Source organism: Desulfosoma profundi, from assembly GCF_055387865.1.
Genome location: NZ_AP042420.1, coordinates 3,132,076 through 3,154,296, shown reverse-complemented (window position 1 = coordinate 3,154,296; position 22,221 = coordinate 3,132,076). Strand labels below are relative to the sequence as shown.

24 protein-coding genes, 2 tRNA genes and 1 other RNA gene are annotated in these 22,221 nt (G+C 56.4%); 16 read left to right on the top strand and 11 right to left on the bottom strand.

Annotated features, from left to right (window positions below):
* Window positions 1-93 precede the first annotated feature (93 nt).
* The 7 genes from ssrA to ACZ5K9_RS13610 all read left to right on the top strand — a co-directional run bounded on the left by ssrA (window position 94) and on the right by ACZ5K9_RS13610 (window position 2,327).
* Window positions 94-450: a transfer-messenger RNA gene (gene ssrA, locus ACZ5K9_RS13640) on the top strand.
* 125 nt (window positions 451-575) lie between these two features.
* On the top strand, window positions 576-761 hold the full coding sequence (locus ACZ5K9_RS13635) for a hypothetical protein (protein ID WP_464271874.1): 186 nt from the start codon (window positions 576-578) through the stop codon (window positions 759-761).
* 333 nt (window positions 762-1,094) lie between these two features.
* The gene (locus ACZ5K9_RS13630; protein WP_464271873.1) at window positions 1,095-1,292 is read left to right on the top strand and encodes a rubredoxin; all 198 of its coding nucleotides are present in this window, start codon (window positions 1,095-1,097) and stop codon (window positions 1,290-1,292) included.
* A 42-nt stretch (window positions 1,293-1,334) separates the two neighbouring features.
* The gene (locus tag ACZ5K9_RS13625; protein ID WP_464271872.1) at window positions 1,335-1,457 is read left to right on the top strand and encodes an RCKP-type rubredoxin-like domain-containing protein; all 123 of its coding nucleotides are present in this window, start codon (window positions 1,335-1,337) and stop codon (window positions 1,455-1,457) included.
* Entirely contained in the window at window positions 1,457-1,900 is a 444-nt protein-coding gene (locus tag ACZ5K9_RS13620; RefSeq protein WP_464271871.1) for a flavodoxin domain-containing protein, read from the top strand. Before ACZ5K9_RS13625 ends, ACZ5K9_RS13620 begins: the two co-directional genes overlap by 1 nt.
* Before the next feature lie 84 nt (window positions 1,901-1,984).
* Window positions 1,985-2,060: transfer RNA gene (locus ACZ5K9_RS13615), tRNA-Ala, on the top strand.
* A gap of 126 nt (window positions 2,061-2,186) precedes the next feature.
* The gene (locus ACZ5K9_RS13610; RefSeq protein ID WP_464271870.1) at window positions 2,187-2,327 is read left to right on the top strand and encodes a hypothetical protein; all 141 of its coding nucleotides are present in this window, start codon (window positions 2,187-2,189) and stop codon (window positions 2,325-2,327) included.
* A 159-nt stretch (window positions 2,328-2,486) separates the two neighbouring features.
* Here ACZ5K9_RS13610 and pyk read toward each other — a convergent pair whose 3' ends face one another.
* Both pyk and ACZ5K9_RS13600 read right to left on the bottom strand, forming a co-directional pair.
* Window positions 2,487-3,905 (bottom strand): pyruvate kinase, encoded by a 1,419-nt coding sequence (gene pyk / locus ACZ5K9_RS13605; RefSeq protein ID WP_464271869.1) that lies wholly within the window; start codon window positions 3,903-3,905, stop codon window positions 2,487-2,489.
* Window positions 3,902-5,230, bottom strand: coding sequence for a glycerate kinase type-2 family protein (locus tag ACZ5K9_RS13600; RefSeq protein WP_464271868.1), 1,329 nt, complete (start codon window positions 5,228-5,230; stop codon window positions 3,902-3,904). The genes pyk and ACZ5K9_RS13600 overlap by 4 nt, the downstream gene beginning before the upstream one ends.
* 164 nt (window positions 5,231-5,394) lie before the next feature.
* Between ACZ5K9_RS13600 and ACZ5K9_RS13595 the strand changes: the two genes are divergently transcribed.
* The 9 genes from ACZ5K9_RS13595 to ACZ5K9_RS13555 all read left to right on the top strand — a co-directional run bounded on the left by ACZ5K9_RS13595 (window position 5,395) and on the right by ACZ5K9_RS13555 (window position 11,393).
* The gene (locus ACZ5K9_RS13595) at window positions 5,395-5,952 is read left to right on the top strand and encodes a flavin reductase family protein (protein ID WP_464271867.1); all 558 of its coding nucleotides are present in this window, start codon (window positions 5,395-5,397) and stop codon (window positions 5,950-5,952) included.
* The gene (gene tsaA / locus ACZ5K9_RS13590; protein WP_464271866.1) at window positions 5,949-6,347 is read left to right on the top strand and encodes a tRNA (N6-threonylcarbamoyladenosine(37)-N6)-methyltransferase TrmO; all 399 of its coding nucleotides are present in this window, start codon (window positions 5,949-5,951) and stop codon (window positions 6,345-6,347) included. The genes ACZ5K9_RS13595 and tsaA overlap by 4 nt, the downstream gene beginning before the upstream one ends.
* 10 nt (window positions 6,348-6,357) lie before the next feature.
* Complete coding sequence (locus ACZ5K9_RS13585; RefSeq protein ID WP_464271865.1) at window positions 6,358-7,206, top strand: HDOD domain-containing protein; 849 nt, start codon at window positions 6,358-6,360, stop codon at window positions 7,204-7,206.
* A gap of 245 nt (window positions 7,207-7,451) precedes the next feature.
* A complete protein-coding gene (locus ACZ5K9_RS13580) occupies window positions 7,452-7,811 on the top strand; it encodes a 4Fe-4S dicluster domain-containing protein (protein WP_464271864.1) in 360 nt (119 codons plus the stop codon).
* Between the two features lie 10 nt (window positions 7,812-7,821).
* Entirely contained in the window at window positions 7,822-8,970 is a 1,149-nt protein-coding gene (locus ACZ5K9_RS13575; protein WP_464273978.1) for a 2-oxoacid:acceptor oxidoreductase subunit alpha, read from the top strand.
* A gap of 45 nt (window positions 8,971-9,015) precedes the next feature.
* Entirely contained in the window at window positions 9,016-9,858 is an 843-nt protein-coding gene (locus ACZ5K9_RS13570; RefSeq protein WP_464271863.1) for a 2-oxoacid:ferredoxin oxidoreductase subunit beta, read from the top strand.
* A gap of 42 nt (window positions 9,859-9,900) precedes the next feature.
* Window positions 9,901-10,449 carry a 2-oxoacid:acceptor oxidoreductase family protein gene (locus ACZ5K9_RS13565; protein ID WP_464271862.1) on the top strand — a complete coding sequence of 183 codons (549 nt, stop codon included), beginning with the start codon at window positions 9,901-9,903 and terminating at the stop codon, window positions 10,447-10,449.
* 7 nt (window positions 10,450-10,456) lie between these two features.
* On the top strand, window positions 10,457-11,251 hold the full coding sequence (gene surE, locus ACZ5K9_RS13560) for a 5'/3'-nucleotidase SurE (RefSeq protein WP_464271861.1): 795 nt from the start codon (window positions 10,457-10,459) through the stop codon (window positions 11,249-11,251).
* A 65-nt stretch (window positions 11,252-11,316) separates the two neighbouring features.
* Window positions 11,317-11,393, top strand: a tRNA-Arg gene (locus ACZ5K9_RS13555).
* A 589-nt stretch (window positions 11,394-11,982) separates the two neighbouring features.
* Here the strand turns inward: ACZ5K9_RS13555 and ACZ5K9_RS13550 are convergent.
* From ACZ5K9_RS13550 to ACZ5K9_RS13510, 9 genes are all read right to left on the bottom strand, one after another.
* Window positions 11,983-12,837: a DUF6920 family protein gene (locus tag ACZ5K9_RS13550; protein ID WP_464271860.1), complete on the bottom strand. Its 855-nt coding sequence runs from the start codon at window positions 12,835-12,837 to the stop codon at window positions 11,983-11,985.
* A gap of 154 nt (window positions 12,838-12,991) precedes the next feature.
* Window positions 12,992-13,804 carry an Acg family FMN-binding oxidoreductase gene (locus tag ACZ5K9_RS13545; protein ID WP_464271859.1) on the bottom strand — a complete coding sequence of 271 codons (813 nt, stop codon included), beginning with the start codon at window positions 13,802-13,804 and terminating at the stop codon, window positions 12,992-12,994.
* Window positions 13,805-13,960: 156 nt separating this feature from the next.
* Complete coding sequence (locus ACZ5K9_RS13540; RefSeq protein WP_464271858.1) at window positions 13,961-15,079, bottom strand: FmdE family protein; 1,119 nt, start codon at window positions 15,077-15,079, stop codon at window positions 13,961-13,963.
* Between the two features lie 139 nt (window positions 15,080-15,218).
* Window positions 15,219-17,273: a TonB-dependent receptor plug domain-containing protein gene (locus tag ACZ5K9_RS13535; RefSeq protein WP_464271857.1), complete on the bottom strand. Its 2,055-nt coding sequence runs from the start codon at window positions 17,271-17,273 to the stop codon at window positions 15,219-15,221.
* 717 nt (window positions 17,274-17,990) lie between these two features.
* Complete coding sequence (locus tag ACZ5K9_RS13530; protein ID WP_464271856.1) at window positions 17,991-18,683, bottom strand: amino acid ABC transporter permease; 693 nt, start codon at window positions 18,681-18,683, stop codon at window positions 17,991-17,993.
* Between the two features lies 1 nt (window position 18,684).
* Window positions 18,685-19,455: an ABC transporter substrate-binding protein gene (locus tag ACZ5K9_RS13525; protein WP_464271855.1), complete on the bottom strand. Its 771-nt coding sequence runs from the start codon at window positions 19,453-19,455 to the stop codon at window positions 18,685-18,687.
* Window positions 19,382-20,002 carry a CD3072 family TudS-related putative desulfidase gene (locus ACZ5K9_RS13520; protein WP_464271854.1) on the bottom strand — a complete coding sequence of 207 codons (621 nt, stop codon included), beginning with the start codon at window positions 20,000-20,002 and terminating at the stop codon, window positions 19,382-19,384. The genes ACZ5K9_RS13525 and ACZ5K9_RS13520 overlap by 74 nt, the downstream gene beginning before the upstream one ends.
* Window positions 19,999-20,784 (bottom strand): acyl-CoA dehydratase activase, encoded by a 786-nt coding sequence (locus tag ACZ5K9_RS13515; protein ID WP_464271853.1) that lies wholly within the window; start codon window positions 20,782-20,784, stop codon window positions 19,999-20,001. The genes ACZ5K9_RS13520 and ACZ5K9_RS13515 overlap by 4 nt, the downstream gene beginning before the upstream one ends.
* 23 nt (window positions 20,785-20,807) lie before the next feature.
* On the bottom strand, window positions 20,808-22,079 hold the full coding sequence (locus ACZ5K9_RS13510; RefSeq protein WP_464271852.1) for a double-cubane-cluster-containing anaerobic reductase: 1,272 nt from the start codon (window positions 22,077-22,079) through the stop codon (window positions 20,808-20,810).
* Window positions 22,080-22,221: the final 142 nt, after the last annotated feature.

Genomic DNA, 22,221 nt, shown 5'->3' with positions numbered 1-22,221 from the left:
GACGGCTGCGGACGAAAAGTTTATACGATGAGCGTGGCAAAGTGAAGAAAGGTATGGGTTTTGCCTTCTTGCCAAGACGCCTACCTCGCGAACGGGGGCGAAATGGGTTCGACGGAGGTCGTGAAGCTTAAGAAGCATGCCGGGGGTCCTGGCCGCCCGTATTCCGGTCGGGGTTAAAGCAAACGCAGACGACTATGCGTACGCTGCAGCCGCCTAAGCCGGCTGCCGTTCCTTCGGCCTAAGCCCGTACGGCCGAAAGGGGCGTCGACTCCTCGGGCTGGTTTCCAAGGCTTTGCCCAGAGCCGCGGAAACGAGAAATCTCAGGGCTAGCTTCCAGTGGATCCGGCTCACGGGGAGCCCGCGGAAGCAAAATGAAAAACCGTGGCTAAGCATGTAGAAGCTTAAGCGGAAGGCTTTCGGACGCGGGTTCGATTCCCGCCGCCTCCACCATGAGTTTGAAGTTCTCGACCACGAAGCGAAGGACTTGACGGCCCACCCGTGGGACATTTAAGTAGGTATGGTTCATGAAAACACAACGGCATTGTGTAGCCACACTGAAGTGTGGAGGTTTTGCCATGGAGCAAAAGCGACTGACATTCCCAGACTATATCCGGCTCCAATTGCAGGAGATCCAGAAACACAAATGGATCGAAAGCGAAAAAGTCGGGAGAGACCTTGGGCAGGAGGCGGTCTTCGATTGGATTGAAAGATACGCGGAAGCTTTTCGTCGTCATTACGAGCCCATGCTTAAAGACGATTGAAGCTCCTCCATAAGATCCTCGCTGGTTCTCAGAACCGGGGCGCCGGTTCCACTCTCCTGTTCGAGGATAGCGATTCAGAGACCCCATCGCCTTCCAGCCCACAGTTTCCACGCCCACCAGCCTGAGCCAAGATTTTGACGCCGTTGGCCAAATGCCTCGGTGAAGATGACGTTTCAGCCAGGCTCTTTTGGGGGCGTCGGCCAGGGACGCTGTTTTTCTTCACCTCGTCCGTTGACACAGATCCTAAGAGACATAATGTTTTGGAATAAATTGGTTGGTTCTTGGATCGCCGACGAAAAAGGTGCATCAAATCGCAAAGGAGGGACTGAGATCATGGCCGGACCTGCGGATTGTTATCGCTGCGGAGGACCCACGTGCGGATACGTCTACGACCCCGACCGCGGGGACAAGAAAGGTAAGGTTGCCAAAGGCACACCCTTTGACGAACTTCCCGATGACTGGAAATGTCCAGTCTGTGGGGCGACAAAAAGAAGTTTTTGTTGTGTGGCAGAGACAGAAGCGGCCCGATAAGTTTTGCAGTGAAATTCTGAGAGCCGAGACAAGGAGCAGTCCATGGCAGTGTTTCAATGCACCAAATGTGGTTTTGAAAAAGACAGTCGGTGTAAGCCCCAGAAATGTCCTCAGTGTGGGGAAAAGAAAACCTTTGAGAAAAAATCAGACGGAGGGAAGGCTTGATGAGAGTGCTTATCGCTTACGTGAGTCGGACCGGACACACGGAAAAAATGGCCAACTATATTGCCGAAGGCGTGCGCTTTGCGGGCCATGAACCCGTGCTCAAAAAGATTTCGGAAATCAAAAATGCCGAGGAGATCAAGGGCTATGATGCTTATATCTTTGGGTCTCCCACATACCATCGAGACATGACCCAAAGCATGAAAACCTTTCTCTTCATGGCCCAAGAAGCCGGTTTGGAAGGCAAGGTGGGTGGCGCTTTCGGATCCTACACGCACAGCGGTGACGCTCCCAAGTACATTTACGACACCATGGAACACGTCTTCAAGATGCGCATGACAAGTTTGGGTTCGTTTAATTTGTTGGAACACAAAGTCGGCACCCCCGAAGGCATGAGGGCATGTCAGGACTACGGTCGGGTCCTTGCCGAAATGCTTAATGTTTAGTGTCGCCTTGCCTTCCGACACGCTCATGCAAAAGGGGGTTGACACGGCGAGGTGCGGCTGCTATACGAACGCCCACATGCCGCTGGGGCTGTAGCTCAGTTGGGAGAGCGCTTGAATGGCATTCAAGAGGTCAGGGGTTCGACTCCCCTCAGCTCCACCAGGAAATCGAAGGGTTAGCCGAGCGGGCTAACCTTTTGTTTTGGAAGCGGCCGCGGGATCCGACCCGTGGCGGCACATGACAGCCGAGCACTTTTTCCGTGGCGAAGGTCGAACAGGGGAGAATGCCATGCCGTCCAACACGCACAAAACGCGTCTCATTCGCAAAAAGAAAGACAAACCCAACAAGGAAAACCGCAAGGCCGACCTAAAGCGGATGCTCAAGAATTTGGAAATCCTTGCGAAAGCCGCTCAGGCCTCAGAACACTGATAGGGCTTTTCTTTGGGCTTTTCCGCCATGGAGTGTGTTTGAAAAAGGCGCGTTTCCTTGACAGGAAGGATTCGGCGCCTTTTTTGTGCCCCTCCCTGTGCCGGCGTCATGAATCTTTTTCATTCCTTCGATCCGCCGCACCTGCCGAACGCAAGACTTTCAGAGTTCGATGACTTTGACCATGTTGGTGGTGCCGCTTGTGCCCACGGGCACCCCGGCCGTAAGCACGAGTTTGTCGCCGGAGCGGGCAAGCCCTTGATCCAGGGACCATCGCCGGGCCATCGCGAACAAGGTGTCCGTTTCCGCACACCGGGGAACCAAGACAGGATAAACGCCCCAGGACAGTGACAGTTGACGGACGGTGGCTTGGGAGTGGGTGAAGCCCACAATGGGACTTTTCGGCCGGAGCCGACTGACCAGGCGGGCTGTCTCTCCAGAGGCCGTGGAAGCGATGACGGCGGCAGCTTGGAGATCGTCGGCCAACCCGATGACCGCTTGACTGATGGCTGCAGCCGTCCCGGGAAGGAAGGCCGAGGAGAAACCCATGTGGTGTAGCGTATCGAACATATACTTCTCCGCCGCCACGGCGATGCGATCCAACATGAGCACGGACTCCACCGGATAGGACCCCATAGCGGTTTCCTCCGAGAGCATGACCGCGTCGGTCCCATCGAGAACCGCATTGGCCACGTCGGTGGTTTCCGCTCGCGTGGGTCGTGGACTGGACACCATGGAGCGGAGCATCTGCGTCGCCGTAATCACCGGCTTGGCCCGGTCACGAGCCGCTTGGATGATCCTTTTCTGAATGACGGGCACCTCGTGGAGAGGCGTTTCCACGCCCAGATCTCCTCGTGCCACCATGACACCGTCCACGGCATCCAGAATAGCTTCCAGGCGTTCCAGCGCCTGAGGCTTTTCGATCTTGGCGATGACCATGGGTCTGGGATCGACGGTCTTGAGGATCTCCAGAACGGGGGTCACATCCCTTTCATGTCTGACAAAAGACAACCCGACAAAATCCACGCCGTGCTCGAGACCGAACAGCAAATCCTGCCTATCCTTTTCCGTAAAGGCGGGAATGCGCAGGCTGCTGGATGGGAGGTTGACCCCTTTATGGGAATGGATCACCCCTCCCACCATGACTTCACATCGAAGGCCATTGGCTGTTTTGTCGGCGACCAGCAGCTCCACCAATCCATCCGCCAGGAGAATGCGATCCCCGGGGGAAACGTCTTCAAGCAGGTAGGGATAATTCACTGGAAGGGCGTCCCCTTCAGCGATTTGCCCGGGAAAGAGCCGAACCCTCTCCCCGACAGCCAATACCCGCTCCCCTTGGGGGAGTTCCCCGAGGCGGATCTTCGGTCCGCCCAGATCCTGGAGAATCCCCACTTCTCTGCCTTCTTCGGCGGCCACGCGGCGCAGCGTGTGAATTGTGCGCGCGTGCGTCTGGTGATCCCCGTGGGACAGGTTCAGCCGGGCCACATCCATGCCGGCGCGCAGGAGATCGCGCAGCATGCCCTCGTCCTGGCTTGCCGGGCCGATGGTACACACGATTTTCGTCCGTCGTTGTCTGATCATTCGATGACCACCCCAATAAAGTCCATGACGTTGGTTCGTGTAGGGCCTGTGACCACGAGGTCCCCAAGAACTTCAAAAAAGGGATAAGCATTGTGGCCATCCAAAAACATGTGGGCGTCCATACCCAAGCGTCGGGATCGGCTCATGGTCCCCCCGTCCGCAAAGGCGCCGGCGGCATCCGTCGGCCCATCGGTGCCGTCCGTACCTGCACAAAGCACCGTGATGCGGTCCCACCCGTCCAAAGATACGGCGCAGGCCAAAGCCATTTCTAGATTCCGACCGCCCTTTCCCGGGGACGGCCCAAGGGTGACCGTGGTTTCCCCACCGAAAAGGAGGCAGGCGGGCGGCTCAACGGGCCTGCCCGAAGCGGCCGCTTCCTTGGCCATGGCCACGATGGCTTTGGCCGTTTCCCGGGCTTCGCCTTCCAGACGGGAAGTCAAGATCAAAGGCCGGTACCCCCTTCGGGCCGCCTCTTGCTCCGCCGCCGTCAAGGCGGCCATGTTGTTTGCCACAATGGTATGGAAAACGCGTCGGAACAAGGGATCTCCAGGTTTCGGGGTTTCGGGACGCCTTCCGTCAATCCCCTCCTGAAGCACCTGAAAGACGGCTTTGGGAATCTTGTCCTCCAGACCGTAGCGCCGGATGACTCGCACGGCGTCCTCAAAGGTTGACGAATCGGGCACGGTCGGCCCTGAGGCGATGACGTCCACGGGATCTCCGATGACGTCTGAGACGATCAGCGTCATCAGCGTTGCGGGCGCCGCTGCGCGAGCCAAACCTCCCCCCTTGAACCGCGACAGATGCTTGCGCACCGCGTTGATTTCGTGAATGGTTGCCCCGGCCGACAGAAGGAGTTCCGTCGTGCGCTGCTTGTGCTCCAAAGTCAAGGGTGGCACAGGGGCCGGTGTCAATGCACTGCCACCCCCGGAAAGTGCTGCAAACACCAGATCCGTCTCGCCAGCTTGTCGTGCCAAATCCAGAATCACCTCGGTTGCCTTCACCCCGGCTTCATCCGGCACAGGATGAGCGGCCTCACAGACCCTAACGCGCTGAAGCGGCATTCCGTGCCCGTATTTGACCACAATCACCCCGTCCGTCAGGGACGCCTCGAAGAGATCCTCCAAGGCTTTGGCCATGGGGGCTGTGCCTTTTCCGGCCCCCACCAGGAAAATCCTTTCGAAATGCCGCAGGTCTAACTCCCGTTCCCCAACGCGAAGGTGCATTCCCACACGATGGACATGAGCACGCACGGCTGATTCAGGATCTACCGCCGTCAGCGCGGCGCGATAAATGCCCATGAGGTCTTCGCGAGCTTTTGTGCACATCGCTTTTTCCTTTTCCCTTACATCGGCGCCCTATCGGAAGCCCATGCTTCCCCCGCCGGCCGACCTCGGCTCTTGCCACCCAAGTGAAAACTGATTAGGAAAAGACCTTGTCAGCGGACGATCCGAGGATGACCATGTTTTGTTCGCGCTCAAGGAGAAACCCCATGGAAATCCCTCCTGAGATGTTTAAGCGCTTTTTTCCACTCCCTGTCACGGTGATCACGACGGTGGACAACAACGGGATACCCAATGCCGCCCCATACAGCTGCGTCATGCCTATCCTGAGACCCTTGCCTTTGATTGCCGTCGCTTCGGCCCTCCCTCGAGACACACTGCGCAACATTCGACTCACGCGCCAGTTTATCGTCAATGTGATCGGCCGTCCCCAATTTCGGGAAGCCATGCGCACGGCCCGGGCTTATCCGCCTGGGGTCAACGAACTGGAAAAAGTCGGCCTGGAGACCGTGCCCGCTAAGCATGTGGCCGCGCCCCGCATTGCAGCGGCCATAGGGTGGATCGAAGCCACCTTGGAACGGGAACTGACCGAGGATCAATACTCGCTTGTCGTCGGACGCGTCGTGTGTTCAGAAATTAACGACCGTTACCTGGAAAACGGAAAGCTCGCAGAATTGCCCCTGGCACTGCTCATGCCTTACTTCCGTTCCCTAGGTGATGTGGTGCTCAGCCGTGACGCTTTGGAAGAGGATCTGAACCTTTCATGACAACCGTCACTTTCAAACCCATCGGCGTGGTTCGCACGGATGCTGCGGTGGTCCCTCGTCACTGGACCGTCTCCGACGTGGTCGGAACGCTCGTCATCGACGAAACCTACCAGGACGGTCTGAAAGACATCCGGCCGGGCCACAAAATCATTGTCCTGTTCCACTTTCACAAAAGTCAACCGTTTTCGCTTCAGGACCTCATTCAGAAGCCGCCGCATCGAAACGAGTTCTTGGGGGTCTTCAGCACATGTTCCCCCCGAAGGCCAAATCCCCTCGGGCTTTCAGTCGTCGAAGTCCTGGACGTCCACGGATCGACCCTTCGGGTCAAAGGGATCGACATGATCGACGGCACCCCCATCCTGGACCTGAAGCCATGGATAACCGAAAATTCTTGAGGCCGGCATCATGAAGGAGAAATCCGTCGGAATCAGCTTAGCCGTGGGACCGTTGCTCGACGGCGTCCCCATGCTCCCGGACACGGCCTTCAGCGTTATGGAGATGATGCACAAACCCGACACGGACCCCAAAGTCTTGGCCAAAGTCGTCGCTCAAGATCCTGGGCTGACAGTGCAAACCCTGCATCTGTGCAACTCCCCCTTCTATTCGCTCCCCGTGGAAGTCGCCTCTGTCGAGCATGCCGTGCGATTGCTGGGTTTGCCCACCGTGTGCGGGATAGTCATGGCGGCGTATGTGCATGGGTTTATCGCGCGTTTTTCCGGAGAAGGAGCCCGCATATGGCTCGCCGGAGCCCGGCGTCACGTGTTGCGGGTCGCCGACTGCGCCCAGTCCTTGGCCTCCCGATGTCCCTTAGGGATTTCCAAAAGCGAAGCGTTCACCCTTGGCCTCCTGCACGACATCGGGAAGCTTGTTTTCGCTCAATTGGATGAAGCCACCGCCCGAACCGTGGAACGAAGCGTCGGCGAAGTCCATAGCTCCATGATCGACGCCGAATGGGAAATTTTAGGGTTGGATCATGCCGAGGCGGGGTTCCTTCTCGCTCAACGCTGGGGACTCCCGGAATTGATCGCCCATGTGGTCCGATGGCATCACCGGCCTGAAAAAAGCGAAGAACCTTTGGCGATGCTCGCTTTCGTCGCCAATGAACTGGCCCACGTCCTTGAAGCTCAAGTCGCTTTGGAAGCCTTTCTGGACCGAGAACCGGTGCTGTCGCTCGTGGAGGACCGCCTTGGGCTGAGCCCTGAGGACTTTTCGGATTTCAGCCGCGCTTGGCTTGAGGGCGCCAAAGAACGTTGAAAATCTTCAAGTGATGCACTATGAGCTTGTCCGAGAAGGGTGTGGCCCCGGGACGGCGGTCGTTCCCTCCCGGCAGACGGGGCAGGAACAAAACCACGGTGTGGGCGGCTCGAAGCAGGTGTCTGGATGCCGAGCCGGCCAGTCGCAAAAAGCCGACCCAGGCGAATCGCCGTGCGGCGGATCTTGTGCCAAACCCCTCGTGATCTCAAGCTCCCGTATCCTTTTCCCCTGAAGGATAAAAGACCATGGCCAAAAGCGAACAATCGTCCAAGAAACGAAAACCACAGTCGGTTCAGGCATCACCCTCAGAACCGGATGTTGTCCAAAAAATGGGTGTGGAAAGCGAGACAGGGACCGAGCCGGTCGCGGAAGAGCAAGAAAAGCCGAAGCGGTCGTTTGAAATCGCCATTTTCACAGGCTGGTGCAAGGGATGCGGCATATGCGCCGCGTTTTGTCCGAGGGAATGCATTGCCATGGGTGAGGACGGCAGCCCGGTAGTGAAAGATGAACAACGATGCACGGGATGTGGATTTTGCGAAATTCACTGTCCTGATTTCGCCATCAGCGTGCGGCCTCGGAAGAAGGCGTCGGCCACCGAAGACTAGGGGGATAGGCATCGTGAGCGGTCCAAGTATTTCGGGAAAACAGGTGCTGCTGCAGGGCAATGAAGCGATGGTGGAAGGAGCGCTCGCGGCCGGGTGCACCTTTTTTGCGGGTTACCCCATTACGCCGGCGACGGAAATCAGCGAAGTCATGTCGGTAAAACTTCCGGCCGTGGGCGGGACGTTCATCCAAATGGAAGACGAAATCGCGAGCATGGGCGCCATCATCGGGGCGTCCCTGGCCGGCGCCAAGTCCATGACGGCCACAAGCGGCCCGGGATTTTCGTTAATGCAGGAAAACCTGGGATTCGCCTGCGTCGCCGAAGTGCCCTGTGTCATTGTGAATGTCATGCGTGGAGGGCCCAGCACGGGCCTTCCCACCAACGTGGCCCAAGGCGACGTTATGCAAGCCCGGTGGGGTACCCATGGGGATCATCCCATCATCGTCCTGGCAGTTTCGACAACCAAAGACTGTTTTGACATTACCGTCAAGGCGTTCAACCTGGCCGAGAAATATCGAACGCCGGTCATCGTTCTCTCTGATGAAGTCGTCGGTCACACCCGAGAAAAGATTCGGATCCCCCACCCTGAGGAGATCGAGGTGGTCGATCGAATCCGGCCGAACATGCCCCCGGAGTGGTACATTCCTTATGAAGACAACAGCCGAGGGGTGCCGCCCATGGGCATTTTCGGGGACGGCTACCGCTATCACGTGACGGGCCTCATTCACGATGTCCGCGGCTTCCCCACCCAAAGGGCCGACGAAATCGTACCGTTCCTTCATCGCATCCATCGGAAGATATCCCAGAATTTCTTCGACATCCTCATGGTGGAAACCGAGCAGACCGAGGATGCCGAGGTGCTGGTCATCGCCTATGGATCCGTGGCCCGGTCGGCGCGCCGGGCGGTGAAGGAAGCCCGCACCCGGGGGGTTCGAGCCGGATTGTTGCAGCTGATCACCCTATGGCCCTTTCCGCGTCAGATCCTGGAGCCTTACTTGAAGCGGGTGAAGGCCGTCTTGGTGCCAGAACTGAACATGGGCCAAATCTCCCGCGAAGTGAAGAGGGTGAACCAAGGGATGACCCGAGTGGAGACCCTGAACCGCATCGACGGCAACCTCATCACCCCCGATGAGATCCTCGTGAAACTGCTGAAGATCTGAATCCTTTGAGACGATAGGACGATAATCCACACAGCGAGGCTATCCATGGCTGAGGTGACGAAACTGATTCACAAATATCTTCGCCACGACAAGAAATTCCCCCACGTGTGGTGCCCGGGTTGCGGCAACGGGATTCTCCTGGGAGCGCTCATTCGGGCCATCGATCGCACGGGGTACGAAAAAGACGACATCGTCCTGGTTTCGGGTATCGGCTGTGCCGGAAGGCTGCCGGTGTACGTGGATTTCAATACCCTCCACACAACCCACGGTCGAGCCCTGACCTTCGCCACGGGCATCAAGCTCGCCAACCCTCGGCTCCAGGTGATCGTCATCATGGGGGATGGGGATGCCACAGCCATCGGAGGCAACCATTTCATTCACGCAGCCCGTCGCAATCTGAATCTCACGGCCATCATCGTCAATAACAACATTTACGGCATGACCGGCGGGCAGTACTCCCCGACGACGCCGTACGGTGCCCTGGCCACGACGGCTGTTTACAGAAATGTCGAGCAGGCCTTTTCCATTGCGGAACTGGCTGTCACGGCCGGGGCGAGTCTGGTGGCGCGCGGAACAGTTTACCACGCCACCCTGCTGGACCGATTGATCGAACAGGCTATCCGCAAGCGTGGTTTCTCCGTGGTCGAAGTGATCAGCCACTGTCATACCCAGTATGGACGTCGCAATAAAATGGGCGATGCCGTGGACATGCTCAGGTGGCAAAAGGAAAACGCCATCCGCGTGGAAAAGGCCGCCGAGTTGAGCGAAGAGGAAAAGGCGGGGAAATTCACCATCGGCATTTTGGTGGATCGAGATCTCCCGATCTACACCGAAGAATACCGAAAAATCCGTGAAGCGGCCCGGGCCAGGCTCGGCGCCGCGAAGTAGAACGACCGGGCGGCAGGCAACGCCGCAATAAGGGGAGCACGGATGGGTTACCGATATGAAGTGCGGTTGAGCGGCTCCGGTGGGCAAGGCATCATCATGGCCGGGATCATCTTGGCGGAAGCCGCCGGAATCTACGACGGGAAGTTCGTTTGCCAAACGCAAAGCTATGGTCCGGAAGCCCGCGGGGGGGCCAGCAAATCCGAAGTTGTCATCAGCGATGAAGAAATCGATTATCCCAAAGCCATCAAACCCGACGTCCTTTTGGCCATGAACCAAAAATCATGCGATGCTTACTTCTTTGACCTCAAGCCCGACGGAATGCTCATCGTCGACAGCACCCTCGTGAAACAAGTGCCGACAACCCGCGTCGTGGCCATCCCCTTTACCCACATCGCCCGATCGGAACTCAAAAAGGAGATGACCGCCAACATTGTGGCCCTGGGGGCCTTGGCCCTGTTGACCCGGTCGGTGTCCCTGAGCGCGCTGGAAGCCGCGGTCTTGGCCCGGGTGCCGCCGGGAACCGAGGAACTGAACAAGAAAGCCCTGGAGGCTGGCATCACCGCGGCCAAAAATTACGGGAAAGGAACTTAGAAAACCTATGCGAATCCTCCTGACCAACGATGACGGTATTTTCGCCAAAGGGATCGAAGCCCTCCACGAAGCCTTGAGCCGCGATCACGACGTGTATGTCATCGCCCCTGAAACGGAGCGCAGCGCTGTCGGCCATGCGATCACCTTTCTTGATCCTTTGCTGGTCAAGCCGGTGAAGCGCAATGGAGCTTTTTTCGGCTACGCGTGCACTGGAACGCCGGCCGACTGTGTCAAACTGGGCATTTGCGAACTCATGCGTCCACTTCCCGACGTGGTGATTTCCGGCATTAACCTGGGAGCCAACGTGGGAATCAACGTGCTTTATTCAGGCACCGTTTCTGCGGCCACAGAAGGAGCGATTTTGGGGTTTCCCGCCGTAGCCGTTTCCATTGACGCCTTTGAACCGCAAGACTTTTCCGGAGCCACCTCGGCGGTGCGGCATCTTTTGAGTGTTATAGAAAAACGGGGACTTCCCCAGGGTGTTTGCCTCAATGTGAATGTCCCCAACCTGCCGTCCAAGGAAATCCGCGGCATGCGCATCACCCACCAAGGCCGCTTGACCTATCGGGAAAACTACGAACGCCGCATCGACCCTCGAAACCGCGTCTATTACTGGCTTACCGGATCGATTCGCGAGGCCGAAAACAGCCCGGATGCGGACGTTCAAGCCTTGGCCGACGGCTATATCTCCATCACCCCCATTCACCATGATCTCACCCATTATGCCATGCTGGAGGAACTGAAACGCTGGGGCCTGGACGCCCCCCCAAGCCGGCTGCATGTGGCGGCATCCCGAAGATGAGATCGGGATTTTTCCCTTGCTCCGCAAAACCCAAAGTGGTATGAAGCCGACGTTTCCGCGCACGTGCGCCCGTAGCTCAGCTGGATAGAGTGCCGGACTACGAATCCGTAGGTCGCAGGTTCGAATCCTGCCGGGCGCACCAGGAAAATGAAAGGGCCAGGGGCTGTTCCCCTGGCTCTTTTTTTTTGCGCGCAAACGAAACGCCCCGCTTCCACGCCCGGCTTCACTTGTCGGGACGTCGCCTTTTCCTTGTGGGCATTGTCACCCAGCAGATGGTGACAGTGGAAGAACTCATGGAGAGTCATGACTCGCCCGGCGCGGATGGAGAACAAACGGCATCTAAGAGATATACGATACGTGGACGGCAGGGGCCGCCGAAACGCATTTTTCGAGCAGGATGGTCAGGGCTGCATGCAAAAGCCCAGTCTGCCAGGGCCGCAGCTGAAGTTGTCGGTGGGTCTGAAGTCGTTTTCGGCACAGGTGCTGGTAGACCAGCAGGAACGAAAGGTCTCCATGAAGCCGGAGACGACTTCAGGTTTTCCGGTCAAGAAAACCTCGCCGGGGTCAGACGAGAGCTTCTTTTCCCCGAAGAGCGATTTGTGGCATGGAAATAGAGTTCGCTTCCCCGATGTGCTTTTTTTCTCCAAAAGGAGCCTTTGTCGGCGGGATCGCCGGCGGCGCGCACCGGGCCCTACTGCACGCTGGAATGAGCGAGCCCGCCTTGAAGTCGATCATTCCGCCAATTCATATTCGATCTCAAGGATTCGCCCGCGCCAATACGTCTTCTCCCCTTCAGGAAGCAGCCAGGACACCTCGCCTTCAAGGGGCACCAGCATTCCCCCACGCTCCTGGTAATTCCAGAAACGCCCTTGCCACGGTGTGGGAATCACCTGTTGGCCCACGGTGCGCCCTCGTGCCTCGGCCTTTACCGTTTCAATGCCACCGAAGTTGCTGAATGTGAACAGCATCGTGATGCTTACGGGCCCGTCGGTGAGTGTCGCGCGGGCAGACCGCGCATCATGCGCGTCCCATCGCACGCCTTGGCTGGGCAAGAGGGCGGTCGGATACCATGCCGCTTCGGCCAAAAAGCGCATAAGCTCCCCTCGGGCGATATCACCGACCCCACGAAGGTCAACGAGAGGGATCAGGCCGAGTAAAGCGGCATGGAGGACGCCTTCGCCCGCAACATACGCATCGTGCACACGGACTGTCAGGCCCGGCATCATTGTCACGCGGCCATCCCAATCAAAACCTGGGCGTCGAGTCACCACCCATTGATCGGAACTGAACGGCCGCCACCGGTCGGTCGTCTCTCCCATGTTAAAAGTGCCTTGATGCCGCACCCGCACTCCGGTCACCATTGGGTTCCCTTCCCGAAGCACCGTGCGGAAATAGCGCTGGACCGGCTCCGGCAGCCCGTCAATCTCGCGGAAGTCGACAATCAGAGGGGCCATCGGCACACGGGCATTCACAATGCGGGCTCGCAACTGCCGGGTGCCGTCGGCCCAACTTCGTGCGCCCCACACAACGGCACCGGCTACGGCCGAAAAGGCCAGCAGTCCCCCAACGATGAAAATCTTGAACATACCTAGACCCTCTCCACCACATCTTCTATCGGGCGCCGCGGAGAAGCCGATGGCTGCTCCTTGGAGTAACCCAGCCGAAGCAGGATCTGTGGGAATCCGCCGCCCACGAGGTTTTGGAGCTTCGGACGCAGTTCGGCCACCTGGATCGGCTGATTCAGATACGACGCGTGCAGGCCGCTTTGGCATCCAACCAGGAGCAGGCGCTGGAGGGCCTGTCCGGCCAGTATCCAGTCGTGTTTGGTATCCCCGTCTGTCCCGAGCACCGCAAGCAAGGGGGAGGTTTCCGCGAGCTGCCGGTTTTTGCCCCGACGAAGTCACCCATGTTAAAGCTGCGAACGATGAACCGGGCAAGCATCGCAAACAAAGCCGGGACGATCAAGCCGTCACCGTGGCGGCGCCGACGCATCCAAACAGCCAGCTCACGCCGCCAGCTCGGATTCCGCCACTGAACCGCGTCGCCCAGGGCCACGAGTCGTGCCGCCTGTTGTCTTGCCTCTTTGGTCACCAGGGGACGCAGCCAGGCTCCCTCTATGCTGGAAGCTTCCAACAAATGACCGACCGTTACCGAATCCACATCCCGAGATGCAAAACTTTTGCGGTCGGTCCGACGCTTGTCGATGAATTCCAAAAGAACACTTTCGGGGACATTCACACTCGACGCCGGCATGATCGTCACCCGCGCCAATAAATCCGATGCGTTCCCGTCGGGCAAAAGGTTGATCTGCACATCAAACCCGGCCCCTGCCGCAGCAACACGCAGGTTCATCAGGGCGCAGCCGCAACTTATGGTCAGTTCCCGATCGTGCGGATCATTCACCGGCAGCGCGCGCCTCCGGTCTGCAAAGACATCAATGGTTTTGTTCGAGACGCGAAAGAACCACGGCTGGGTGTTATGGCTCGATGGAGCCCGGACCGTTTTGCGGATCAGAGCCGGTATACTATCGTTTGCGTCTAAGACTTCAGTCATTTCGGTACCTTGTTTTTTTGATTTTGACATTGAATCCACTAAAAGGCAGTAGCGCCAACCATTCACACCCATCCCCGTTCTGAGCCCACTCTCCTTACGGCTCCCCGAGAATTACAAAGTAAGGGTCGTCCCTACACGCGTTTGGGTCGCCCGAGGTCAAGTCCCACATTTCCACAACCCGCAACGGACCCACGGATTCACTCCCGGCCGGGCCAAATCCTGTGGGGTTGTCCCTTCCTCGAGGGTAATTTCCTTGATAACTCGCACGTATTTTTCATCATTGTCCTGATGCTCCACCATCCACTGGAGAAGTTTGACTCGATCGGCCAACGTTCGCCGTTTTTCCTCAGGGGCAAGGCCTGCGTCCCTTTCGAGTTTCTTCCAATCGAAACCCAGCACCAGTCCCGTCGCCATCTTAGTGTTCTGGTCCCACCGGAAGAACAAGCCAACAGCATCTCTGGCGTGCTCGAGCAGACATTCCTTATCCTGCGCATTCATGGGAATCGCTGCCAAGGAACGTTTCCCAGGGGTAACATTGAGAAGGGTTTGAATCGCGTCATCTTTGCAATACATTGGTGTCGAAAGGACCGAATAGCTTTGGCCGGAGCCCAGGGGCAAATGTCGGCGAAGATAACGGCTCACATAGTAGCCGCTGACGACCCCAGGACACAGATGATCGTGGAAGAGTGCCGCTGTGCGTATTTCTGGGTTTGCGTTTTGACTCCACAGCCAGCTAAAAAGGACGAGCCGCATGCCCTGGCCTCCGAAAAAGCTTTCGTTCATTCGGGACTCGAGAAGCGTTGGGTCTTTGAGATAGGAGGCAAAATCCCGCTGGAACGTTTCTTCATAAGCATTTTGAGCGCCCAATGGCGTCGTTCCACCCGTTGCATCTTTTCTCCGTTCCAGGTACAGCGCCGCGCCTGAACGGGCGTGGTAGAAGAAAACAAACAGAGGCTTGTCAGAGGCCTCATGAACCAGGAGCAAGTTTCCCCTTCCGAGACTTGCCCCGGCTTTGTCTGTCAACGCATCAATAACTGGTGCACTATCTTTACCGTCAATTTGGACGTAACCGGCATTGGTCACCGCCAAGACGGAGCCTTTTTTCCAATCGGAAAATCTTTGACTGGCCGCTTTGCAAGCCTGTGCCCCAAGGCCGTAGACTAATGTGTAAGGGTCTGTCATGCCATGTGTTTGAGCGCACAGTGTGTCCACAAAAACTCCGGACGTGTATAGCCCACCCAGAAGGATCAATACGCATAGGGCTCTCTTGTCCATCGTCTCCCCCCTTTTTCCAAAACCGATAGCCATGGTCGCTTCGCCGCTTCGCACCTTTGCTCAGGTGCTGACAGTGTCGGGCCTTTGGATTTTCCAAGGTGTTCTCGAGATTCTCTCAGAAGTCCGCCCCAGGTTGACTTTAAAATTTATAGGTCATCTGAGCTGTCACAAAGACTCCCGGAGCCTCATCGTCGGCGGTTTCCATGTATTTTTGATCCAGCAGGTTTTCGACGTGGAGAGAAAAAACAAGATTCTTGCCCCATTCCTTCCAGATCTTAGCGTCTACTGTGAAGTAGGGATCCACCTTGTCGACGGTCTGTTTCATCTCGTTCGTGTACACATATTGACTACCCTTGTAGAGAGCCAATACACTTACATTGACATACGGATTCACATAGGTAATACCGCCCTTGATTTGATGGTTTGGTGTGCGCGTCAGTTCTTGATCTTCAGCCAGAGGGTTTTCTTCGAATTTATCGATTTTACCCATGCTATAAGTATAGTTAAGAAATGAGTAAATACTAGGATTCCATATGTATCTGGATTCCAGCTCCAAGCCGTAGGAGAAAACCGTATCAATGTTTTCTCTTCGATAGATCGGTCGATTGTCTAAGGATTTTCCTGTGGGGACGTAGTAGAGAAAATCCTTTCCTATGGAATAATAGGCAGATCCATGAAAACTGAGCTTTTCTTGGGGGCGATAATCAAAACCCACTTCAAAGGAATCGAGGGTTTCCGGGTCCAGGTGGGGATTGGCCACTTTGTAGATCCCCCACATGATACCGGACCGGCATAAATCGTCCAAAATGGAGGCGCGAAACCCTCTCCCGTATGAGGCGTAGGTGGCGAGCGCCGGCGTCCATCTGTAGCGCGCCGAAAGCTTTGGGGAGATGGCGCTCCAGCTATTTTCTTCCAACTCGCCGTTCAACTGATTAAACGGTGATAAGGTCGAATAAAACTCACCGCCGAAAAACTCCGCGCGATCCCACCTCAAAGCCCCCACAATGGACAGGCGCTCCTTGAAGAAAAACAATTCGTCCTGAATCCAAAGCCCCCCGATTCTCAATCGACCTTTGTTATTCGCGCGGTCGGGCGACGTCTTGTAAATGTCGGAAGCGTCCACTCTGCCTTCCCGGACATCGGCACCAAATGTGAGCAACTGAGTGTCTCCCAAGGATATGGAATAGCTTCCGTCAATCCCCATATCCGTGCGATCTGAGTCCACAAAGAATTGCGTGTATTGTGTACCGCGGAGGGATTCGCTGATTCGTTGATAATTTTCATTCTGCCAGAAAACCGCCGTATGCCATCTCCCAGACCCAGCACTGCCTCGGTATCGGAGGGAACCCGCAGTTGTGTCGAAATCCCGACTCACACCGTCTTTGGCTTGAATCTTGGTCCCTTCTCCCCGATGGTCATTAAAGTAGTTGATCTTAAAATCGAAGCCGGTGTCTCGGTCCATATCGTAACCCATTTGAAAAGAACCGATTTCTTCATCTACAAACCTCTTTACAGTATATGGCGCTCTTTTCTCCTCGGGCGTCGATACGTAGCCGTCACTTTTCAGGTATTGGCCAGAGGCACGTGCCCATAACCCGGAATCCCCATGAGAGGCTCGAGCCGAAAGAATCCCTTCAGCCCCAGAGCTCTCATGACTGCCGTAGAAAGTGTTGAAGGATCCGTGAGGTCCCGGATCAGGTTTTTTTGTCAGAATATTGATGACGCCTCCCATGGCATTGTTGCCGTAAATCGAGGACGCTGGACCTTTAAAGATCTCGATGCGTTCCACATCATCGAGATTGATCCGATTAAAGTTGACTTCCCCGGTGTCGCTTTTGTTGATGGGAACACCGTCGACGAGCACCAGTGTTCGAGCGCCTTCATTGGAAAGTCCTCTGAGCGTGGCACTGACCCCTAGGCTGTAAATGCCATTTCCTCTGACCACGGTCAGTCCGGAGATATATTTCAGAAGGTCGTCGACTTTTGTCAGGCTACCACTGTAATTTTGGATCTGTTCCTTGGTGATGATCTCTACCCTGCCGGGGACATCATCCATGGATTTAAGGGTCTTGGTGCCAGTGACCACAATTTCCTCCAGTTTGGCCGATGTCGAGGGCTGTTGTCCCCACCCTGGAACCGCCACCGAGCACAAAGTGGTGGCGATGGCGCACCCGATCAAAACCCACCTTTTCATTTTCCTCCTCCCGCCGATTCTTGAGGTTTTCTTTGGCCCTGCGTCTTCCTTGTTGCCGCGTCCCAATCCCGCAGAGTGTTTCCATCCCCATTGGCGCGAAACGGCCCTTGGGCAACGGCCCAATTCTCCGCCTCCATAGCGTCCAATGATGCGATGCGCGTGTGATGAGCCTTCAGGCCGGATTGTGGGTTCACGAGTCCGCACGCGGGCCGAAATGCAAGACTCTTTGGACTCTTGCGGCCCTCAGAACGAGGTCGTTAAGTTTTCCCTTCGAGGAATTGGAGCCCGGCTTCGTGGCGGGATGAATAGACCGTGCAGACGGCTGCCACCGCAAGCCCCCCGGTGGCAACGGAGTCAGGGTCGGTCCCTAGGTTCTCAGAGGCAGGATCGCTGAAAATGTCCTGCGTATAAGCATGCTCTCCATGAGCACGCTTTCCCTATCTCACAGAGAGAGCGAATGTCAAGCGTCGACCAGACTGCTTCCCCGAATCCGCCTCGGCTCAAGAACGGGGAGTCGCCACCCCTGAGTCTCCTTTATGGATGGCGATGTTCAAGTGTCGCCCTCTCAGAGAGACTCCGGCCCCACGCAATCATCTTCGGCGATCGAAACGGAACGGGGTCTGCGCGTTCTGCGGGGTCATCGGAGCTCGGATCAATCACACGACTCTCAGGAAAAGCCCACGGAGGCAGCGGGGCCCGCATTTTCATGGCATCTTCTCAGTGGATCTTGCCGCTGACCCGAAAACGCCTTTCCAACCAGGACGAGAGCCAGGAGATGACACCCGTACACACAAAATAAAGGGCCCCGACGGCCAAGTAGACTTCAAAGGCTCGAAAGGTTCTCGTGTAAACCAGCTGACTCATTCGAGTCAGTTCCGTAATGGCCAAAACCGACACCAAAGATGATTCTTTGAGTAGGGAGGAAAAGGAATTGACCAAAGGGGGTAAAGCAACCCGCAGAGCCTGGGGAACGATCACGTGAACCATGGCCTGAACCCAGGTGAAGCCGAGGGCCCGTGCCGCATCCATCTGCCCTTGCTCGATGGAGCGCAAAGCTCCACGAATCGTCTCCGAAATGTAGGCTCCCCCATTGAGTCCTAGACCCAACACCGCGGCTGTCGGCGCGCTCATTTTGATTCCTACGGTTGGAAGGCCGTAGTAGAGAAAAAAGAGTTGGATGAGAAGAGGTGTCCCTCGGAAGAGCTCCACATAAGGCGCAAATATCCAGCGCGCGCTCTTAAATCTCGACCGCAGCACCCCCACCGCCAGGCCCAGGGCACACGCGAAGGCGAAAGAAGTCAAAGACACGGCGAGGGTGACGGTCAACCCTTCAACAAGGAGAGGGGCAGCGCCCAGGAGGATATCCAGCCGAAATACGTCCACCGGATGTCGCCCCGATCCCTGAAACACCTCACTCAATCTTCAGCCATTTGTCGTGGATCTGTTGATAGGTCCCGTCTTGCCGAAGCTCTCCCAAGGCGCTGTTAAGCTTTGCCGTGAGTTCGTCCGCACCCTTACGCAGGACCATCACGATTTCGGCTTCTGCGAGAGGTTCTCCCACCACCTTATAGGTAGGGTCCACTTTGATCTGATTCACGGCGTAGGCGTAGCCGACAATGACCGCATCAATGCGACCGAACTTGAGATCGGTGAAGGCTTCCGGATTATAGTTATATCTTTTGATCTCCTTAAAAGTATCTTTCATTTGATCGGCCAACTGCTCACTTGCGGAACCCAATTGAACGCCCACAATCTTTCCTTGAAGATCTGCCTTACCACGAATGCCTTGATTATCCTTCGAGACAACAATGACATCTGGTAACCGATAGTAGACATCACTGAAATTCACATTTTCTCCTCGAGTCTCCGATTTCGACATGCAGGTAATGAGCACATCATAGTCCCCTTTTTTCAGCCCACCCAACAATCCCTGCCATTCGGCATCCACAATCTTCGCGGAGACACCAAGCTTCTGGGCCAAAGCTCTGGCCAAATCGATATCGAATCCCTCCAGTTCTTTCGTCTTCTCGTTTTTGGACTCGAACGGCGGGTACTGGGCGCACAATCCGACGATCATCTCCTTGCGCTCTTGAACTTTTTTCCAAGAGTCATCCGCGTGCGCGAGGGTCGCACAGAGGCATGTTCCGAGAAGAAAAATCCAGGCAAGCTGACGAATTTTCATTGCATGACTCCTTGTCCCAAAGGATTGCTGTCGTATCCCCTTCCGATTCTTTTAAAGCCCCAAAAGGCAAGCACAGCCCAGTTTTTCGAAGAGCTTCGTCCAAGATCTCAAAAAAGACCCCCTTGCCTGGAATCCACGTGAGATTCTCTATCTGGGCAAGCACGCTTCTATGGTCCAATTCCCCCCCTTGATACCCCGAGCAGGTGAAGTTCACTCCGCAATTGGGGCTGCCATCCATCCCGACAACCCCAAGGACCTGGATGCCCCCAGCGGCCATGGCCTGAAGCTGATGGACCACAGGCCGCAGAATCGTTCCACAGTGGGCCCGGAAGTTTGGGTGGTCGTACTGTTCTCGTGTCATTCCCCAACGGTTAAGCCCGAGGTAGCTGAGCTCAGGGCACGGCAGTTGGACAAACCCTACGCCCTGGCGAAGATAGGGATCCAGAACTTCCTGATACACCCCGGGGACCAGCGCCAAGGGGAAAACCTTGGCGTTGGCATTGAGCAAACAATGACAGAGGACGAGAACGCGCCGTGATCTTCTCATCGGGAGCTCTCCGCCATGGACGCGGCGTCCAACCCCACAAGCGCGGCACCCAAAGCCCCGATGACATCCGGGTTTTCGGCAACCACAAGCCCATCGCCCAGAGCCTCATGGAGAAGCCGGCAGATACAAGGGTTATGCGCCACACCCCCTGCAAAAACGACGGGTTTTTCCAGACCTACCCGCCGAATCATCCCCAACACCCTTTGGACGATAGCCAGGTGAAGGCCCATGGCAATGTTTTGGGGCGGCTCACCCCGAGCCATCAAAGAAGTGGCCTCCGATTCGGCAAAGACGGTGCACATGCTATGGATCTGTACCCTGCGGTCCGCCTCCAGAGCAAAATCGCCAAAGGATTCAATGGGAATCTGCAGCGCCGTGGCCATGAACTCCAAGAACTTCCCGGTCCCTGCCGCACACCGGTCATTCATCTCAAACTTGACCACCCGTCCCGTCCCGGGGGCCAAGGCGATGACCTTCGTGTCCTGCCCCCCAATGTCAAGCACCGTCCGCGCATGGGGGTACAGATAATGGACTCCTCGCGCGTAGGCCTGAATCTCCGTCAGGGTCTGGACCCGCAGATGGGGAAAATTTTCCTCCACTAAACGCCGGCCGTAGCCTGTGGCCACTACGGGCGTGTTATCGACATCTGCCAGCAGCCGTCGACACTGCCCTAGGGGATCATAGGTCGTGGGCAGTTTCTCCCAACTCCACGTTCTCCCGGAACCCTCAAAGACCACCCTTTCAATGGAGCGGCTGCCAATATCTATTCCGATCACACGCATGGAAGGCCGCGACCCAATGACGGTTATCGGATCATTTCCACAAACGCTTCGACCCGCGTTTTCAGTTGTTCCACATCTTCCATGCTGTAATCGGTTTCGATGGCCAGCATGGGAATCCCGGCTTTCGCGAGGGTCTTTTCTACTTTGAAGCTCTCGATGGCATAGGGATGGCAAAAGGAAAGACCATAGTGGATCACACCCTTCACGTGGAGACCACGGGCCATTTCCACGATGTGTTCGAGGCGTTCCTGATTGGGAGTGAAACACGCGCAGTCGATCCGCATGTAGCGATCCACAAGGGCGTCGATCAACTCATTCAGTGTCTCACCGCCCTCGTCCACCAAATCCCGCGTATTTCTGGTGCCGACACAGGACTCCTCACCGACGACGATCGCCCCGGAAGATTCGATAATATACGGGAGCTTCCAGTTGGGAATGGCCATGGGGCACCCGGAGAGCATGACCCGCACCGCACCGTCGGCGACACCTTCCTTCCGTTGGATCTTGTGTTCCAATTCATCGCACAATTCACCGATTTTCTGGGTAAAACGTGCGGGATCATCGTAGAAACTCACCTGGTTGACTAAGAGCACATCCCGACCAGAGATGGGTAAGGGCTCCGCGGCCCGCAACTGGTTCAGGCGCTGGAGCACCCGACGCCGGGCATTGATAAGCTTAATGGCCTCTTTCAGCCTGTCCGCCGTAATCTCCCGACCCGTCAAATTCTCCACCGCAGACTTGAACCGAAGGACTTCCGCTTTCCACAGGTCTCGATCGCAGGACTGTTTCATCTGGGGGATTTCCATGACGTAGATCGGCGCATATTCAGAAAAAACTTCATAGGCTTTCTTTTTTCCGTCACAGGTGGTCTCCCCGACAATCAGGTCGCACGATTCGAAAAACGGGCATAACCGTGCAAGCTTAAAACCGACGAAAGACTTGATCAGGGCACATGTGTTGCGTGGAAGAATCTTTTCGGCCGCTTCCGTCCCGGCTTCCGCTCCCGCGCACAAACCCACTTGAATGGCATCGGCGGCCCATACGATCTCTTCCGGGACAAAGACACAGAAGGTCCCAACGACCTTTCTGCCCTGACTTTTAGCCTCCTGCAGCTCTCGGATTCGAAGTCCGTGGATCTCTGAAAGGACGAAATCCAGATATTCCATTCCTTTCAGGCGCCCCTGTTGGGAGAGATAGATGTCCCCGTAGAATTTACCCAAGACCTGAAGCAGCGAGCTGTGCGCATCCAGGTCTAAGTGAAGTTTTTCCCACATCGCCTCATAGTTTGCCGTCATGCTTTTCTCCCCTGACTCCAGAGCCGAATACGTCATTTGTTGGGTCTATGCCGCCTCCGTGAACCCCCTGAGCCGATCGCCGTCTGCGAAGCCCCCGGATAGCTCCTTCTAAGAAAAGTGGGGATAGACGGCAAATAGGAAA

Excerpts from the sequence above, each read along its gene's own strand:
- ACZ5K9_RS13635 (WP_464271874.1), top strand. The coding sequence starts at position 576 with ATGGAGCAAAAGCGACTGACATTCCCAGACTATATCCGGCTCCAATTG.
- ACZ5K9_RS13630 (WP_464271873.1), top strand. The coding sequence starts at position 1,095 with ATGGCCGGACCTGCGGATTGTTATCGCTGCGGAGGACCCACGTGCGGA.
- ACZ5K9_RS13625 (WP_464271872.1), top strand. The coding sequence starts at position 1,335 with ATGGCAGTGTTTCAATGCACCAAATGTGGTTTTGAAAAAGACAGTCGG.
- ACZ5K9_RS13620 (WP_464271871.1), top strand. The coding sequence starts at position 1,457 with ATGAGAGTGCTTATCGCTTACGTGAGTCGGACCGGACACACGGAAAAA.
- ACZ5K9_RS13610 (WP_464271870.1), top strand. The coding sequence starts at position 2,187 with ATGCCGTCCAACACGCACAAAACGCGTCTCATTCGCAAAAAGAAAGAC.
- pyk (WP_464271869.1), bottom strand. The coding sequence starts at position 3,905 with ATGATCAGACAACGACGGACGAAAATCGTGTGTACCATCGGCCCGGCA.
- ACZ5K9_RS13600 (WP_464271868.1), bottom strand. The coding sequence starts at position 5,230 with ATGTGCACAAAAGCTCGCGAAGACCTCATGGGCATTTATCGCGCCGCG.
- ACZ5K9_RS13595 (WP_464271867.1), top strand. The coding sequence starts at position 5,395 with ATGGAAATCCCTCCTGAGATGTTTAAGCGCTTTTTTCCACTCCCTGTC.
- tsaA (WP_464271866.1), top strand. The coding sequence starts at position 5,949 with ATGACAACCGTCACTTTCAAACCCATCGGCGTGGTTCGCACGGATGCT.
- ACZ5K9_RS13585 (WP_464271865.1), top strand. The coding sequence starts at position 6,358 with ATGAAGGAGAAATCCGTCGGAATCAGCTTAGCCGTGGGACCGTTGCTC.
- ACZ5K9_RS13580 (WP_464271864.1), top strand. The coding sequence starts at position 7,452 with ATGGCCAAAAGCGAACAATCGTCCAAGAAACGAAAACCACAGTCGGTT.
- ACZ5K9_RS13570 (WP_464271863.1), top strand. The coding sequence starts at position 9,016 with ATGGCTGAGGTGACGAAACTGATTCACAAATATCTTCGCCACGACAAG.
- ACZ5K9_RS13565 (WP_464271862.1), top strand. The coding sequence starts at position 9,901 with ATGGGTTACCGATATGAAGTGCGGTTGAGCGGCTCCGGTGGGCAAGGC.
- surE (WP_464271861.1), top strand. The coding sequence starts at position 10,457 with ATGCGAATCCTCCTGACCAACGATGACGGTATTTTCGCCAAAGGGATC.
- ACZ5K9_RS13550 (WP_464271860.1), bottom strand. The coding sequence starts at position 12,837 with ATGTTCAAGATTTTCATCGTTGGGGGACTGCTGGCCTTTTCGGCCGTA.
- ACZ5K9_RS13545 (WP_464271859.1), bottom strand. The coding sequence starts at position 13,804 with ATGACTGAAGTCTTAGACGCAAACGATAGTATACCGGCTCTGATCCGC.
- ACZ5K9_RS13540 (WP_464271858.1), bottom strand. The coding sequence starts at position 15,079 with ATGGACAAGAGAGCCCTATGCGTATTGATCCTTCTGGGTGGGCTATAC.
- ACZ5K9_RS13535 (WP_464271857.1), bottom strand. The coding sequence starts at position 17,273 with ATGAAAAGGTGGGTTTTGATCGGGTGCGCCATCGCCACCACTTTGTGC.
- ACZ5K9_RS13525 (WP_464271855.1), bottom strand. The coding sequence starts at position 19,455 with ATGAAAATTCGTCAGCTTGCCTGGATTTTTCTTCTCGGAACATGCCTC.
- ACZ5K9_RS13520 (WP_464271854.1), bottom strand. The coding sequence starts at position 20,002 with ATGAGAAGATCACGGCGCGTTCTCGTCCTCTGTCATTGTTTGCTCAAT.
- ACZ5K9_RS13515 (WP_464271853.1), bottom strand. The coding sequence starts at position 20,784 with ATGCGTGTGATCGGAATAGATATTGGCAGCCGCTCCATTGAAAGGGTG.
- ACZ5K9_RS13510 (WP_464271852.1), bottom strand. The coding sequence starts at position 22,079 with ATGACGGCAAACTATGAGGCGATGTGGGAAAAACTTCACTTAGACCTG.